Source organism: Leifsonia sp. 71-9 (assembly GCF_001898805.1).
GTDB lineage: Bacteria > Actinomycetota > Actinomycetes > Actinomycetales > Microbacteriaceae > Leifsonia.
On sequence record NZ_MKVJ01000003.1, the window covers coordinates 67,631 to 82,507 of the forward strand.

Sequence of the window (14,877 nt, forward strand, 5' to 3'; positions counted from 1 at the left end):
CCTCGCCGGGCGGTACCCTGCGCGCGTCGGCATGGCGCGGGAGGGTCTCATGGGCGTGTTCACCACCCTGTTCGGTGCGGTCCGAGACGGCGGCCGCGACCAGAACATCCTGGAGCTGCGCATCCACGGCATCAAGAACACGCCACCGGCGGAGATGCTGGGCGTGCCGCCGGGGGATGTGCGGCCCGACCAGGCCGACGAGAACGGCGGCTTCTTCGTCCCCACCGTCGACCCGGTCGACCCGACGGACCCCGCCTATCCGCCCACGCGCATCCGCCGCGAGGGCTACTCGTGGGGGCTGATGGCGCGGTACGGCGGCGGGGCGCTCGTCATCGTCGGCCAGTTCTTCGTGCAGCTGGCCTGGCTGCTCATCCTGCCGTTCGGGCTGTGCAACACGGCCTACTGGACCCGCCGGATCCCGCGCCAGACCGTCGCGGGCGAGTGGCGCGCGGGCCGCGGTGCCGCCGCGCTGCGGGTGTTCGCGCTCTGCCTGACGCTGCTCTACGTGTGCGCGCTGGCCTCGGTGAGCCTCGACCTGATCGGGTCGCAGTGCCTCGCCGGGACCGCCTCCTGCCCGTCGATGCCGGGATGGCTGAACGACTTCTTCGCGCTGCCCGACTTCGACCGGCGCGGCATCCGCCTGGCCATGCTCTCGCTGGTGCCGGTGCTCGGCGTCGTGGTGCTCCTGCTCGTCTCGCACACGGCGCGCACGCGCTACGAGGCGGGCATCTTCGGCACGGTCGACAAGATGCGGCACGCGGAGGAGCGCGGCGGTGCGGCCGCGTCGGCGCCGAACGGCCGCACGCCGCTGGCGACGGAAGGCTTCTGGGGGATGACCCGGGTGAAGCTCCCGTCCGAGCTGCTGCATCTGGCGGGCGCGCTCTTCCTCGTCGCCGTGCTGCTCGGCTGGGACGACGTGTTCGCCGCGTGCTCGGGAGGCAGCACCCGCATCCCCGCCGCCTGCTGGGGAGCGGAGCCGGCCCCGCTGGCCCGGTGGTGGGTCTCGGCGGCGGTGATCGCCGCGGCGCTCGGCCTCGTCGTCACCATCGCGCGGGTCATGGCCGACACCGACACGGTCACGCGCCGGTCGGACGAGCTCTCGGACGCCGTCCGCCGCAACCGGGTGCGGCGCAAGCTGCGGCGCCGCGAGACCTGGGCCGGGTGGACGCTGCTCGCGGCCGTCGCGGTGTACGTCGTCGTGTTCGTCTCGATCGCCGTCCCCGACCAGCACCTCAACTACGCGCGCATCCCGTTCCTCGGTCTCGTCGTCTCCCCGGCCATCGTGACCGGGGTGCTGCTCGCCATCGCCCTCTCCGCGCTGGGCTGGCGCCGGCTGCCGGAGTGGCCGTCCTCCATCGCGCGGGTGAAGGAGTGGCTCCCGGCGGTCGCGTGCATCGCCCTCGTGGTGGTCGCCGGGCTCGGCGTGGCGGTCGCGGTGCTCCTCACCCCCGACGGGCTGCCGCCGCGCACGCCGTCCCTCGTCGCGTACGCCGTGAGCGCCGGCGCCCTGGTCGTCCTGGCCCTGATCATCGGGTTCGTCCCGTCGCGCGCCCGCCGTCGCGACGTGCTCCGCTACGAGGGGTGGAGCGGCACCGGTCCCGGGGTGGTCCTGCTCCTCTCCCTCGGCGGCGGGATGCTGCTGTCGACCCTCCTGGTCCTGGGGGCGCAGTGCTGGCTCAGCTCGCCGGGGGCGGTCCCGGTCTGCCCGCTCTCCCGCGGGGACGCCTCCCTCGTCACCCCCGGCGCCTATCGCAACTTCGGCAGCACCGTTCCCGTGCTGGCGGCGCTCCTGCTCCTCCTGGTCGCGATCGTGGCCGCGGCCCGGATGCGCACTACACCCCGATTCACCACGCCGCGCACCGACGGCGGCCGCCCCCTGCGCGCGCCGCTGCGCCGCTACCGCGACGGCACGGTGCCGCTCGTCCCCTCGGCCGGCAAGCTGACCACGAAGATGCTGCGCGCACGCCGCTTCGCCGGGCTGTTCCATCGCGGCGAACCCGTCCTGGGCGTGCTGGCCGGGCTGCTCGCCGTCGGCTGCGCGGTGTCGGTGTCGTTCCCCGACACCTGGCGCCCGACCGCGCTGCTCGACTTCGCGCTCCCCGCCCTCGGGCTGATCGCGGTCACCGCCATCGTCACCATCGCCGAGAGCGCCATCACGACCAAGGAGCGGCCGATCGGGATCATGTGGGACCTCATGTGCTTCCTCCCGCGTGCGGGGCATCCGTACGGTCCGCCCTGCTACGCCGAGCGGGTCATCCCGGAGCTGCGCGGCCGCGTCGTCGCCTGGCTCGAGACCGACCTCATGAAGGGGAAGATCGTCGACGGGCGGGACACGCGCACCGAGGCCCAGAAGGCCGACGACGAGCTGGCCGCCCTGGGGACCGCGCAGCGGCGCAAGGTGGTGCTGAGCGCGCACAGCCTGGGCGGTGTGCTGGCCGTCTCGTGCCTGTTCACGTTGGGCGCCGACACGAAGGACGGCCTCCGCAACGTCGGCCTCCTCACCTACGGCACGCAGCTGCGCGCGTTCTTCGGCCGGTTCTTCCCCGAGCTGTTCGGCGGCGAGGTGCTCGGCGTGCGCAAGAGCCGGGGGCCGTCGCTGTGGACGGCCGACCCGTGGCTGAAACAGGTCAACCGCGACCAGGGCGCTCCGCCGGTGCGGCGGCCGGGCGACGGACCGGAGCCGACCCTGCGCGAGCTGCTCACCCAGCCCGACGGGGAGATCGCGTGGATCAACCTCTGGCGCCGCACCGACTACCTCGGCTTCCCCGACGACTCGTACGACCACAACGACATCGACCGCGGCGCCGACGAGTTCGGGCCGACGCGCTATCTCGTCAAGGTCGCGACCCATCCCGGCTACCCCGCGTCGGCGCAGTACATGACGGCACTCCGCGACCTCGCGCGGAGGATCTGACGAGAACTCCCTGTGAACCCTGGCCCGCTTAAAACCGAGTGTTGTAAGGTATTGCCACCACCCGGCCACATCGAAGGAGAACCATGGTCGACCGTCTCGTCCGCGCAACCGAACTGACCACCGAGGAGAAGGCGTCGATCACCTCCGGCGCGAGCTTCTGGGAGACGGAGGCGGTGCAGCGCGTCGGCATCCCCTCCATCTACCTCACCGACGGACCCCACGGCGTGCGCAAGCAGAGCCAGGGCGGCGACCACCTCGGCATCGGCGACAGCGTGCCCGCCACCTGCTTCCCGCCCGCGGTCGCCCTCGGCTCGTCGTGGGACGCCGAGCTGCTGGAGCGCGTCGGCCGGGCCCTCGGCGAGGAGGCCAAGGCCGAAGGCGTCGGTGTGCTCCTCGGCCCGGGCATCAACATCAAGCGCTCCCCGCTCTGCGGCCGCAACTTCGAGTACCTCTCCGAGGACCCGATCGTGAGCGGACGCCTCGGATCCGCCCTCGTGCGCGGCCTCCAGTCCCAGGGCGTCGGCGCCTCCCTCAAGCACTTCGCCGCCAACAACCAGGAGACCGACCGGATGCGCGTCAGCGCCGACGTCGACGAGCGCCCGCTGCGCGAGATCTACCTCCGCGGCTTCCAGCGCGTGGTGCAGGACGCCCAGCCGTGGACCGTCATGTGCTCGTACAACCGCATCAACGGCGTCTACGCCAGCGAGGACCCGTGGCTGCTGACGAAGGTCCTCCGCGACGAGTGGGGCTTCGAGGGCCTCGTCGTCTCCGACTGGGGTGCGGTGAACGACCGCGTCTCCGCGCTCGCCGCGGGCCTCGACCTCGAGATGCCGTCCTCGGGTGGCGTCACGGACGCGCAGCTCGTCGCGGCCGTCCGCGACGGCTCGCTCGACGAGTCGGTGCTCGACACCGGTGCCCAGCGCGTCATCGACCTCGTGCAGAAGGCCGTCGACAACGCCGACGCCGACGCCTCCTACGACGTGGAGGCGCACCACGCGCTCGCCCGCGAGGTCGCCGGCCGCAGCATCGTGCTGCTCAAGAACGACGGCGTGCTCCCGCTCGCGGCCGAGGCCGGCCGGCGCATCGCCGTCATCGGCGAGTTCGCCCGCACCCCGCGCTACCAGGGCGCCGGCTCGTCGCAGATCGTCCCGACCCGCCTCGACAACGCGCTCGACGAGATCCGTGCGCTCGCCGGCGACGCCGAGGTGACCTTCGCCGCGGGCTACGCGCTCGGTGCCGAGGGCGACGCCGCCGCACTCACGACCGAGGCGGTCGCTGCGGCCTCCACCGCCGACGATGTCCTGCTCTTCCTGGGTCTGCCCGGCGAGGACGAGTCCGAGGGCTTCGACCGCGAACACATCGAGCTGCCCGCCGCGCAGACCGCGCTGCTGGAGGCCGTGCTCGCCGCCAACCCGCGCGTCGCCGTCGTGCTCTCCAACGGCGGCGTCGTGCGCGTCTCCGGCTGGGCCGACCGCGTGCCCGCGATCGTCGAGGGCTGGCTGCTCGGCCAGGCCGGCGGCGGGGCCGTCGCTGACGTCCTCTTCGGCGCCGTGAACCCCTCCGGCCGCCTGGCCGAGACCGTGATCGCGCACCTCGGGGACACCGCGGCGTCGATCAACTTCCCGGGCGAGAAGGGGCACGTCCGCTACGGCGAGGGCCTGTTCGTCGGCTACCGCGACGTCGATGCGCGGGAGGTGACCGTCAGCTTCCCGTTCGGCCACGGCCTCTCGTACACGACCTTCGACTTCGGCGCCCCCGCCGTCGAGGCCACGGCCGACGGCGGCATCCACGTCTCCGTCGACGTCACCAACAGCGGCGACCGCGACGGCCGGGAGGTCGTGCAGGTCTACGTGGCGCTGCCCGGTTCGGCGGTGACCCGCCCCGTGCGCGAGCTCAAGGGGTTCGCGAACGTCGCCATCGCCGCCGGCGCCACCGAGAGCGTCGTCATCGAGATCCCCGCCGACGACCTCGCCTACTACGACACCGATCTCGTCGGCTGGATCGTCGAGGGCGGCGACTACGTCGTCTCGGTCGGAGCCTCCTCCCGCGACCTGCGCGGCACCGCGACGGTCACCCTCGCCGGCGACGGCAAGGCGGTGCCGCTGTCGGTCGAGTCCACCCTGGGCGAGTGGCTGAGCCACCCGGTCGGTGCACAGGTGCTCGGCGCCGCCCTCGCGCAGACGGGGGATGCCGCGGTCGCCGGGATGCTGGCCGACCCGGGCCTGCGCCGCATGGCCGAGGGCATCCCGCTCATCCGCGCCATCGGCTTCTCCGGCAACGCCGTCTCGCCCGAGCAGCTCGACCAGCTCGTCGCCGCGGCGAACGCCTAACCTACGCCGCTCCGACGGCACGGTGAACCCCCTTGCGAGAGCAGGGGGGTTCGGCGTTTCGTTGGCACCATGAGCGATTCGACCGAGCAGGAGCCGGTGGTCGGCCACGATCCCACGAACGGGCTGGCCGGCGACCTCGAAGGAGACGACGGGGGCTCCGCCGAGCCCACCGCCGAGCAGAACGTGATCCAGGATGTCATCGCCGATCTCGACCCCGACCGGGTCGACGACGCGGGCGACGACGACGCGGTCACGCCGTACAGCGAAGAGGGCGCCCCCTAGTCGGGGCCTCCGGGAGGAGCAGCGCATGAGCGACACGAGCGGACTGCAGAACGCCGACGCCGAGGGCGTCCCGGCCGAGGACAAGCCGGAGCGCTTCGAAGGCGGCGACCAGGGCGAGGGCGCGCAGAGCGCGGACGGCCAGAGCGCGGGCGACCACGACGCGCAGGCCTCCGAGCCCGCCGAGACCGCGCCGGGGCAGGATGTCAGCGACGCCGGCGAGACCGGCGTCACCCCCGAAGGCGCCCAGGACGTGACGCCGGACACCGACCAGGGCGGCGCCGGGGCCGAGCCTCCGCCCGCCGAGTTCGACCCGGCTCAGCAGCCGTCGAACCCCGACCTCGTGAAGAACACCGAGCCACCGGACTGACCCGTCCGGCACCAGCTGCGGCCCCGTCCTGTCATCCCGGGCGGGGCCGCTCTTCGTGCGCGTGCGATCGCCGGTCAGGCGTCGCGGCGACCGCCGAACATCCACCCCGCGCCGATCAGCAGCCCCGCCACGCAGAGCCCGATCCCGAGCGCGAGCACGGAGACGCCGCCGCCCGCACGCGGCACGATGAGGCCGACGACGAACAGCAGGGCGCCGACGTTGAGGAGCACTGCGGCGATCCAGCCGAGGGTCCTGCGCAGCGCCGCGTTCATCCCGGGTATCGTACTCGCCGCGGCTCCGCGCGTGCTGACCGCGGTCACGACCCGCCGAGGTTGCCCGTCCCGCCCGGCTCGGCGCCCGCGTCCAGGGACTCGTTGATGATCGACCCGACGAGCGTCCTCCAGTCGGACCCTTCGCGCAGGGTCTCGGTCTCGCCCGGCGGGATGGTGCCGAACACCGGCTCGTGCTCCTCGCCCTCCGGCGCCACCCGCACCAGCGTGCCCAGCTCGGCGTGCGAGTCGTCCAGCACCACCCACACCCCGGGCGCTTTCTTCTCCACGTGGAAGATGCGGTCCCGGTAGGGGTACCGGACGCTGGACATCTCGAGCTCACTGGCGGACATTGCTGGCCCCTTCGGTCGGTTTCCCGGTCTCACCAGCATCAAACGCCCCGAAGGCCGCCCTTGGCAAGATCCGGCGGGCGGGAGCGCGTGGCCGCATCCGGGGAAACTATGCATGTATTTGCAACTGTGTACACAACTCGATATAATGGCGGATATGAACACCCTGAGTGCGTCCGTGACGACGCGAGAACTGCGTGACGGGCTCGCCGATGTGCTGGGGCGTGCCGGCTACGCCCACGAACGTGTCGGTATCACCCGGCACGGCAAGCTGGCCGCGGTCGTGATCGGCGTCGAGGACCTCGAAGCCCTCGAGGCGTTCGAGATGTCGCGCGATCTCGCTGACCTCGCAGCGGCGAAGGCCGCCGACTCCGGCGAGCGGATCTCGCTGGCCGAGCTCCGCGCCGAGCTCGACGGGTGACGGCCTGGACGGTCGAGTTCACGACCGCCGCGGCGAGAGAAGTCCGCAAGCTCGAACCGTCGGTGCGCCGACGCGTCCTCGCGGCGCTCGCCGTCCTGGAGGAGGAGGCGCGGCCGGCCGGAGCCCGGAAACTCTCCGGCTCCTCCGATGACTGGCGCATCCGCATCGGGGATCATCGCGCCCTGTATGAGATTCAGGAGGATCGTGTCCTCGTCACGGTCTTCCGAGTCGCGCACCGCCGCGAGGTCTACCGCTGACCCTTAACTGAAGATCGCCCACTCGTCGCGGTTCATCCGCACCGGCTCGCCGTCGACGATGACGTGCCAGTCGGTGTCGTCGCGGTGGCCGTACTCGACGAGGAGCGTCGCGTACGTCCACTCCCCGTCCTCCTTCGTCCACCGGATCAACGAGATGAGCTGCCCCTGGCGCAGATACGGCACGGCGATGAAGTCATCGTGCTTGGCGATGGTCATGGCTGCATGCTAGCTCCGGCGCGCGGTCGGCGGAAGAGTCTGAAATAAAGAAGATCGCGTACCACGACCCCTTTCGGGGGCCGTGCGCGCGCCACGCCGCCCGCGTTCACGCTCCGTTCAGCCTGCGGTGGTGGACTGTCCGCGTGAAGACGCGAATCGCGGAGTACCCGCGGCCCGACCACTTCCTGCTGCACATCAGCGACACCCACCTGCTCGCAGGCGGGGCGCAGCTCTATGGTTCCGTCGACAGCGAGGCGCATCTGCGCGCACTGCTCGACGAGGTCGAGGCCTCGGGCGGCAGGCCGGAGGCGATCGTCTTCACCGGGGATCTCGCCGACCGCGGCGAGCCCGGTGCCTACCAGCGGCTGCGGGAGCTCGTGGAGCCTCTGGCGGAGCGTCTCGGCTCGCACATCGTCTGGGTGATGGGCAATCACGACGACCGGGGCGCGTTCCGCTCGGGTCTGCGCGGCGACGCCCCCACCGGCGACCCGGTCGACGAGGTGCACTGGGTCGGCGGCCTCCGCATCATCGTGCTGGACTCGTCCGTGCCCGGCCACCACTACGGGGACGTGAGCGAGTCGCAGCTCGACTGGCTGGCGGCCGAGCTGGCCAGCCCGGCGCCGGAGGGCACCATCCTGGCCATGCACCACCCGCCCGTGCCGAGCGTGCTCGACCTGGCGGTGTCGGTCGAGCTGCGGGACCAGGCCCAGCTGGCGGAGGTGCTGGAGGGCAGCGACGTGCGCAGCATCCTGGCCGGTCATCTGCACTACTCGTCGACGGCGACGTTCGCGGGCATCCCCGTCTCCGTCGCGTCGGCCAGCTGCTACACGCAGGACCTTAACGTGCCCGTGGGCGGCACGCGGGGCCGGGATGGGGCGCTCGCCTACAACCTGGTGCACGTGTACCCGACGACGGTGCTGCACTCGGTCGTGCCGCTCGGCACCTACCCGACCCTCGACTACATCGACGCGGAGGAGTCGGCGCGGCGCCTCGCGGCCGACGGCATCCGCATCCCACCGGCGCGCACCCCCGTGGTGGCGCCGGCGGAACCCGTCACGCTTCCGGCGTGACCTCCCACGGCGCGGCGAACGGGAAGTAGCGCTCGAGGAAGTCGGTGACGACGCGCGTCCGCACGTCGGCCGGGATCTCGGGCTTCGAGCCGTCGTTGAGGCAGAACATGTCCTGGTCGCGGCGCTTCAGCAGGCGCTTCATGGTGTCGGGCGCTTGGCGCAGCGTCGTCTCGATGTAGAGCACCCGGGCCTGCGTCTGCGTCACGGCGCGGCCGGACATCAGCGCGTAGTAGTGGTACAGCGAGTTTGTGACCGAGATGTCGGTCGCCGACCGGAACGGGCTCGCGGCCGTGCGCCGGAACTCCTCGGCGAACTCCCGCTCCATCTCCTGCAGCACGTCGACCCGCAGCGGGGCCGCGCAGTGCTCGAGGTGCCGGGTCGTCACCGCGCCGAAGCGCTCCCACAGCAGGCGGCGGTTCACGCGGGCGGCGTTCTCGAACCCGCTGCGCGCCGGATCGGACTCGCCGAGCCCGATGCGCGTGCCGGCCTCGATGAACTTGGTGACGCCGCCGGGGGAGAAGAACACGTCCGGCGCGATCGGCCGGCCGAAGAACATGTCGTCGTTCGAGTACAGGAAGTGCTTCGAGATGCCCGGGATGTGGTGCAGCTGCGCCTCCACCGCGTGCGAGTTGTGCGTGGGCAGCGTCGACGTGTCGACGAAGAAGTCCTCGCTGCGCATCACGTTGATGCGTGGATGGGAGGCGTCCAGCCAGGCCGGGAGCGGGGAGTCGGTCGCGATGTAGATGTTGCGCACCCACGGCGCGAACATGTGCACGCTGCGCAGTGCGTATTTGAGCTCGTCGATCTGCCGGTAGCGCGCCTCGTTGTCGTCGCCGTCGCCGACGACGTACGAGGCCATCTGCGCGGCGCGTTGCCGCTGGTATTCGGCGCTCGAGCCGTCGACCCACGAGAAGACGATGTCGATGTCGAACGCCACGTCGCTGGCGATCGGGTCGAACATGTGCTGGAGGGTGCGCCAGCGCCGTCCGTACAGCTCGACCTCCGCCTCCACGGCCTCGCCGCGGGGGAGGCTGGTGCGCATCAGCGCGTTGGGGCGCGGCGCCTGGATCTCGTCGTCGCCGAAGCGCCACAGCTCGAGCTGGAAGGCGGTCTCCGACCCGTAGCGCAGCCGGCCCACCGGTTCGAGCCGGGGGCGGTAGAGCCGGAGGACGTCGGCCTTGCGCCGCGAGAGCCGGCCGTCGGCGATGAGCAGGGCCTCGTCGGCGGAACGCCCCTCCGCGTCGACGGCTCGGGCGTAGAACGGCTCGCGGGCGAACGCGCGGGCGAGGGCGGCCTCCACCTCTTTGCGGCGGCGCCGGTCGACGGCGATGATGAGCCGGCCGTCGTCGTCGCGGACGAGCAGGAAGTCGAAACCGGCCGCCTCGAGGGCGTCATGGACCGCCAGCAGGTCCTCGATCATCGATTCGCGCGGTGTGAAGGGCCCCGACACCAGGGTGAACAGTCCTTTGCGGCGCACGATGTCGGCGCGCTCGAAGCGGGACGTGGACGGGTCGGAGTCGGCGGTGACGACGACGGGTTCGGGCTGGGCGGAGAGGGAGGCGGGAGGATGCTCTGTCATACAGTCCCCACTCTAGGCCGGGCGGGCCACCGCGCCGACCCCGGGTGTAGCCTCTGCCCGTGATCTCCACTCCGTTGCATCACGAATGGCACGGCGACCCGGACTCGCCGTATCCGCCGCTGCTGCTCCTCCACGGCGGCGGCTCGACCATCGCGTCCAACTGGAGCCTCCTGCTCCCCCTGCTGTCGCCGACGCGGTCGGTGCTGGCGGTCGAGCTGCAGGGGCACGGACGCACCCCGGCCGGAGACGGGCCGGCGTCGTTCGAGCGCTCGGCGGACGACGTGGCCGCGCTGCTGTCGTCGCTGCACTGCGGCCCGGTGGACGTGCTCGGGTTCAGCAACGGCGGGCAGGTGGGTCTGCAGCTCGCCGCGCGGCATCCCGGAGCGGTCGGGCGCTTGATCGCCGCGTCCGCGCCATTCCGGCGGTCCGGCATGGTGGAGGGGTTCTGGGAGGGGCTGGAGGCCGGCACGTTCGACGACCTCCCCGCTCCCTACCGGCAGGCGGATATCGCCGTCAGCCACGACCCGGAGCACGCCCGCACCATGTTCGAGCTCGACCGGGCGCTGATGCTCGGCTTCGAGGACTTTCCGGACGACCTCATCGCCTCGATCGCCGCCCCGACCCTCGTGGTCGTCGCCGACCGCGATGTCGTGCGCGTGGAGGAGGCCGTCGCCCTGACCGCGCTGCTGCCGGACGCGCGGCTGCTCGTCGTCCCGGGGACGCACGGCGACTACCTGGGCGAAGTGCTCGCGGCGGGTGGGGACGACGGGGCGCTGCGCCGCACCTTGCCGTTCCTGCTCGCGCATCTCAGTGCCAGATAGAGGGCCGGCTCTCTCTCATCGTTACGTAGTAAACGCGCTCGGGTGCTGAAATTTCACCGCATGCATTCGGAGTTCCGCTCTCGCTCATTGCCGCGCGATTCCGCGGATGGTTGATTGGATTCGTCCTCGGCGATCTGGAATTTCAGATCCGGTATCGCCGGGAATGATCCGATCCCACCGACCGCCGGAGCCCCCCATGACGCACCCCAGCCGCACGCGCCGCGATCTGCGACGCCGCGTGCTCGGCGTGCTGCCGGCCGTCGGTGCGGCCGCAATCGTGGCGAGCGCCGTGCTGGTCGTCGCCGGTACGCCGCACACCTCGGCGGCCTACCGCGACGACGCGTATCTGAACCTGACCGCGGGAGGGGGCACGGCGATGGGCACGCCCTCGTACGACCTGATGTTCCGGTACCGCACCTCCGGCACCTGGAGTTCGGGCGAGTCCGGTATGTCCGAGTGGATCCAGGCCGACGCCGACGGCGGAATCGACGTGCCGGACGCCGTCAATTGCCGGACGCCGCTCTCGGTCGCCGGAAAGACCTCCGACGCGTCGGCGTGCCACGCGGAGATCCAGGTGCGCAACATGAGCCCGCAACTCGCGTCCTCCCTCACGACGACGGTGGCGGCCGGCCCGGACTCGGATCCGGGTATGGCGGCCGCCGTGCGCTACGGGCTGTGGTCCGGGTCCCCCACGTCCCGATTCATCTACGCCGACAACATCCGCCTGGGCGCGGTGACGACGCTGGTTTCCGGCCCCGGCCGCACCGGCCCGCTGCTGACCGCGCACGGGACGGCGAACGACAACGCGCACCTCGAGTTCATCTTCTGGCTGGCCGACCAGGGAGCCGCCGGGAACGCAGCTCTCAAGGGCAAGAGCCTCAGCCTGCAGATCTCATTCGCGGGCCGGTCCGAGGTGCTCGGCCGGTAACGCCTCCTCCCATCCCACCCCACACACGTCCGCGCCAGCTGCGGTACGGGTGCACCCATCCCGGATGCACCGAACTACGAAAGGAACACAGTGCAGACCTCCAAGCACAACGGTCGCCGTCGGGCGATCATCGCCGGCGGCGCCCTCCTCGGCGTTGCGGCCCTGACCACCGCTGCGCTCTTCACGGACAACGCCTACCTCAACCTCGGCGGGTCCGGCGACGGCAACGGCGAATTCAGCACCGGGGGCCGGCTGAACATCCAGGTCGTCCAGACCAAGGCCGACTTCACTCCGAAGCACGAGACCTTCGAGGCGGCCAAGGCGGCGGGAGAGTGGCAGGAGGCGAACGACCCGGCAGGTGTCTCGTTCGCGATCGTCGGTGCCGACGCCCTCATCCCGGGCGACGGGCAGTGGCGTAGCGTCAACATCCCGTTCATCAGCGACGAGGGCGGCTCGCTCGGCTACCTCGACGTCACCCTCGAAGACAAGGGCGGCGACCCCGTTCTGCGCGACGCGCTGCGATTCACCGTGTCCGTGGACGGCGCGCCCCTGCCGGGCCTGACGAACGTCCGCTACTCCACGGTTCTGAAGAAGGCCATGGGCGGCGCCATCAACCCCGGTAACGGCGGCGTGCTCAAGGTCGCCGTGAACCTCCCCGACCAGGGCAGCGACGAAGCGAACAACGCGCTCGCCGGCAAGTCGTCCAAGATCCAGGCGATCATCCACGCGGAGAGCGAGCCTCGCTAGTGATCCGACGGTGGCGGGGAGGCGCAGCCGCCCCGCCACCGGTCGATTCCCATCCCCCTTCCCCCCATCCCCGCCGAACGAGAATGGACCCGAGCGTGACCTCCCCCTCCACTCCTGCGCGCGCGACCGTGCCGCGCGGACGTCTGCGTGCCGTGCTGACCGCGGGTGTCCTGCTCGGCATCGGCGCGGTCTGCACCGCGGCGACCCTCTCCGGGTCCGCCCCCGTGCTGACCCACCTCGACGGCCGGACCAACTACATCGCGGTCCAGACCGTGGCCGCCGACGCGAATGCCGAACTCCCCGCGTGGCCGAGCGAGGCGGAGAACTCCTCGTTCACTCTCGACCTTGGTGGTGACCGGCTCCTCGAGCCCGGCGACAGCCACACGTTCCGGATGGCGGTACGCAACGCGAGTCCGCGACTCTCGGCCGACCTCACGATGACCATCACGCCGCCGCGGGCCGACACGGCCGCCGGACGAGATGCTCTCCGCATGTTCGAGGCGCTCCAGTTCACCGTTCGCGAAGGCAGCACCGTCCTCGTCGACCACGTCGGCGGCTCCGACGCGGCGCAGCTCGTCCGCCGGCTCCCCGGCACCGTCGGTTCGGGCGGCGTACGCCGGCTCGAGATCGACGTCGCGCTCCCCACGACGGCCGTCGGTGAACTCCAGGGCCTCCGGACGCCCGTCCAGCTCGCCTTCACCGGCACCAGCACCTATCCCGCCGACCGATCGGTCTTCGAATGAACAGGAATCTCGCGTTGCGTGCGTTCTCTCGCCTGCTGCTCGTCCTCGGTGCTGCCGCTGTCGCTCTGAGCGCGCCGACGGCAGCGCAGGCGGCCGATCCCTTGCTCTCCGTCGAGAGCACCAGCGTGACGGTCCAAGCACCCGCTCCGGGTGAGACCTGGTCGCAGAGCTACTCCACCCGGAACATCAGCGCAGGTCCCGTGCGCGTGAGCGTCGCCCTCACCGACCATTCCGGGACCATCTGGACGGGCCCGTTCCCGGTCGCCGTCTCGCACGACTCCGTCCGACTGGGCGACGAGCCGGTCTCCTTGGGATCGGTCGCACCCGGCGAACGCGCGAGCGTGACCCTCGACTTCTCGCAGTCGTACGAGGCGGGCAACGAGTACGCACGGCAGAGCGGCGACGTGACCGTGGTGTTCACCGCCGTCGCCGAGACCGCGTCCCAGCCGGGCGCAGGGGACCTCGCTCGAACGGGTGCCACGACAATGGTTCCGGCGATCGTCGTCGCCGTCGTCCTGCTCGCCGCCGGTGCCGTCGTTTTCGTCATCGCGCGACGTCGATCGAAAACGCACCGAGTATGAGTCTCGGCTGGCGCGTGTACGCCGGGATCCGCAATGCCCTGCTCACGGTCGGAGCGGTGGTCGGCGGGGCGTGCATCCTCATCTTCGCGCTCGGAATGTTCCTCGGGGTGAAGCCGGCGATCGTGGTCTCCGGCTCGATGCTCCCCACGATCCCGGTCGGAGCGATGACGTTCTCGCTCGACCGCCCGGCTTCGCAGCTGGAGGTCGGCGACGTCGTCATGGTCGAGCGACCTGACGACCAGGGTCTCGTGACGCACCGGATCGTCGAGCTGGAGAAGACCGGTGGCCGCGCCTCGCTCACCCTCCAGGGTGACAACAACGACGTGACCGACCCCGAGCCGTATCTCGTGAAGCAGGCCGCGGTCGTCGTGTTCACGCTTCCGTGGCTCGGTTACATCGCCGACTACGTGCAGCGCCAGGGCATCCTCGTCGGAGTCATCCTCCTCAGCGTGATCGCGGCGCTGCTGGTGCTCGACCCGGCGAGGCTCGGTCGCCGACGCGAGGGCGAGCCGGAATCCGGGACACCTCCCTCGCCCGAGACGACCGCCGAACTCGGCGTCGACGACGAACTCGCCGTGGCGCAAGCCGACCCCATGACACGCCCTCGATCCGCCCGCCGTGCCGTGCGCAAGGAGAATGCCCAGTGAACAGCACCCCCACACCTCGGCGCAGGCGACGCGTCGCGCGACCAGTGCTCCTCGGAGCGGGTGGCGTGGCGATCGTGGCAGCGCTCGGCATGGTCGCCGTCACGGGCGCCGACTTCACGGATCGTGGTCAGTTCAACTACCGGGTGGCCGCCGAGGGGTCCCCGTCGCCGACCACTCCGCCGGCCACCGGCAACGGCGTACCCTCGCAGAACTTCTCGAATCGGCACTCCCTCGCACGCAGCAAGAACGTCCTCTACGGCTGGGGCGGCGGTGTGACGACCGGCACCGGCGCCGGCTCGCAGTCCCTCCTGCCCGTCGTCATGCCGTCCGGCACGACGTTCACGGAGATCGCGGC

Annotated in this window: 18 protein-coding genes; 14 read left to right on the plus strand and 4 right to left on the minus strand. The window is 71.4% G+C overall.

Annotated features, from left to right (window positions below; translation table 11 throughout):
* The first annotated feature begins 55 nt into the window (after window positions 1–55).
* The 4 genes from BGO91_RS03020 to BGO91_RS03035 all read left to right on the plus strand — a co-directional run bounded on the left by BGO91_RS03020 (window position 56) and on the right by BGO91_RS03035 (window position 5,893).
* Window positions 56–2,914, plus strand: coding sequence for a hypothetical protein (locus BGO91_RS03020; RefSeq protein ID WP_290471392.1), 2,859 nt, complete (start codon window positions 56–58; stop codon window positions 2,912–2,914).
* Window positions 2,915–2,997: 83 nt separating this feature from the next.
* Entirely contained in the window at window positions 2,998–5,244 is a 2,247-nt protein-coding gene (locus BGO91_RS03025; RefSeq protein ID WP_290471393.1) for a glycoside hydrolase family 3 C-terminal domain-containing protein, read from the plus strand.
* Between the two features lie 69 nt (window positions 5,245–5,313).
* Window positions 5,314–5,526: a hypothetical protein gene (locus BGO91_RS03030; RefSeq protein ID WP_290471394.1), complete on the plus strand. Its 213-nt coding sequence runs from the start codon at window positions 5,314–5,316 to the stop codon at window positions 5,524–5,526.
* A 25-nt stretch (window positions 5,527–5,551) separates the two neighbouring features.
* Complete coding sequence (locus BGO91_RS03035; RefSeq protein WP_290471395.1) at window positions 5,552–5,893, plus strand: hypothetical protein; 342 nt, start codon at window positions 5,552–5,554, stop codon at window positions 5,891–5,893.
* 74 nt (window positions 5,894–5,967) lie between these two features.
* Here BGO91_RS03035 and BGO91_RS03040 read toward each other — a convergent pair whose 3' ends face one another.
* Together BGO91_RS03040 and BGO91_RS03045 are read right to left on the minus strand one after the other, a co-directional pair.
* On the minus strand, window positions 5,968–6,165 hold the full coding sequence (locus BGO91_RS03040; protein ID WP_290471396.1) for a hypothetical protein: 198 nt from the start codon (window positions 6,163–6,165) through the stop codon (window positions 5,968–5,970).
* A 44-nt stretch (window positions 6,166–6,209) separates the two neighbouring features.
* Window positions 6,210–6,515, minus strand: coding sequence for a hypothetical protein (locus BGO91_RS03045; protein WP_290471397.1), 306 nt, complete (start codon window positions 6,513–6,515; stop codon window positions 6,210–6,212).
* A 154-nt stretch (window positions 6,516–6,669) separates the two neighbouring features.
* Between BGO91_RS03045 and BGO91_RS03050 the strand changes: the two genes are divergently transcribed.
* Together BGO91_RS03050 and BGO91_RS03055 are read left to right on the plus strand one after the other, a co-directional pair.
* Complete coding sequence (locus tag BGO91_RS03050; protein ID WP_290471398.1) at window positions 6,670–6,933, plus strand: type II toxin-antitoxin system Phd/YefM family antitoxin; 264 nt, start codon at window positions 6,670–6,672, stop codon at window positions 6,931–6,933.
* Window positions 6,930–7,190, plus strand: coding sequence for a type II toxin-antitoxin system RelE/ParE family toxin (locus BGO91_RS03055; protein WP_290471399.1), 261 nt, complete (start codon window positions 6,930–6,932; stop codon window positions 7,188–7,190). Before BGO91_RS03050 ends, BGO91_RS03055 begins: the two co-directional genes overlap by 4 nt.
* A 3-nt stretch (window positions 7,191–7,193) precedes the next feature.
* Here BGO91_RS03055 and BGO91_RS03060 read toward each other — a convergent pair whose 3' ends face one another.
* Window positions 7,194–7,406 (minus strand): hypothetical protein, encoded by a 213-nt coding sequence (locus BGO91_RS03060; protein WP_290471400.1) that lies wholly within the window; start codon window positions 7,404–7,406, stop codon window positions 7,194–7,196.
* 143 nt (window positions 7,407–7,549) lie between these two features.
* Between BGO91_RS03060 and BGO91_RS03065 the strand changes: the two genes are divergently transcribed.
* Entirely contained in the window at window positions 7,550–8,476 is a 927-nt protein-coding gene (locus BGO91_RS03065) for a phosphodiesterase (RefSeq protein WP_290471401.1), read from the plus strand.
* Here BGO91_RS03065 and BGO91_RS03070 read toward each other — a convergent pair.
* Window positions 8,460–10,055, minus strand: a complete 1,596-nt coding sequence (locus BGO91_RS03070; RefSeq protein ID WP_290471402.1) for a stealth family protein — start codon at window positions 10,053–10,055, stop codon at window positions 8,460–8,462. The two genes, BGO91_RS03065 and BGO91_RS03070, sit on opposite strands and share 17 nt — an antisense overlap.
* 59 nt (window positions 10,056–10,114) lie before the next feature.
* On the opposite strand from BGO91_RS03070, the gene BGO91_RS03075 reads away from it, so the two are divergent.
* From BGO91_RS03075 to BGO91_RS03105, 7 genes are all read left to right on the plus strand, one after another.
* On the plus strand, window positions 10,115–10,876 hold the full coding sequence (locus tag BGO91_RS03075) for an alpha/beta hydrolase (RefSeq protein WP_290471403.1): 762 nt from the start codon (window positions 10,115–10,117) through the stop codon (window positions 10,874–10,876).
* Between the two features lie 196 nt (window positions 10,877–11,072).
* Window positions 11,073–11,804, plus strand: coding sequence for a hypothetical protein (locus BGO91_RS03080; protein WP_290471404.1), 732 nt, complete (start codon window positions 11,073–11,075; stop codon window positions 11,802–11,804).
* A gap of 90 nt (window positions 11,805–11,894) precedes the next feature.
* Entirely contained in the window at window positions 11,895–12,551 is a 657-nt protein-coding gene (locus tag BGO91_RS03085; protein WP_039922161.1) for a hypothetical protein, read from the plus strand.
* A gap of 95 nt (window positions 12,552–12,646) precedes the next feature.
* The gene (locus BGO91_RS03090; protein WP_290471405.1) at window positions 12,647–13,294 is read left to right on the plus strand and encodes a hypothetical protein; all 648 of its coding nucleotides are present in this window, start codon (window positions 12,647–12,649) and stop codon (window positions 13,292–13,294) included.
* Entirely contained in the window at window positions 13,291–13,875 is a 585-nt protein-coding gene (locus BGO91_RS03095; protein ID WP_290471406.1) for a transmembrane domain-containing protein, read from the plus strand. The genes BGO91_RS03090 and BGO91_RS03095 overlap by 4 nt, the downstream gene beginning before the upstream one ends.
* Window positions 13,872–14,522, plus strand: a complete 651-nt coding sequence (locus tag BGO91_RS03100; protein ID WP_290471407.1) for a signal peptidase I — start codon at window positions 13,872–13,874, stop codon at window positions 14,520–14,522. The genes BGO91_RS03095 and BGO91_RS03100 overlap by 4 nt, the downstream gene beginning before the upstream one ends.
* A 65-nt stretch (window positions 14,523–14,587) precedes the next feature.
* Window positions 14,588–14,877: hypothetical protein (locus BGO91_RS03105; protein ID WP_290471408.1), on the plus strand; the 290-nt coding region annotated here is incomplete at its 3' end.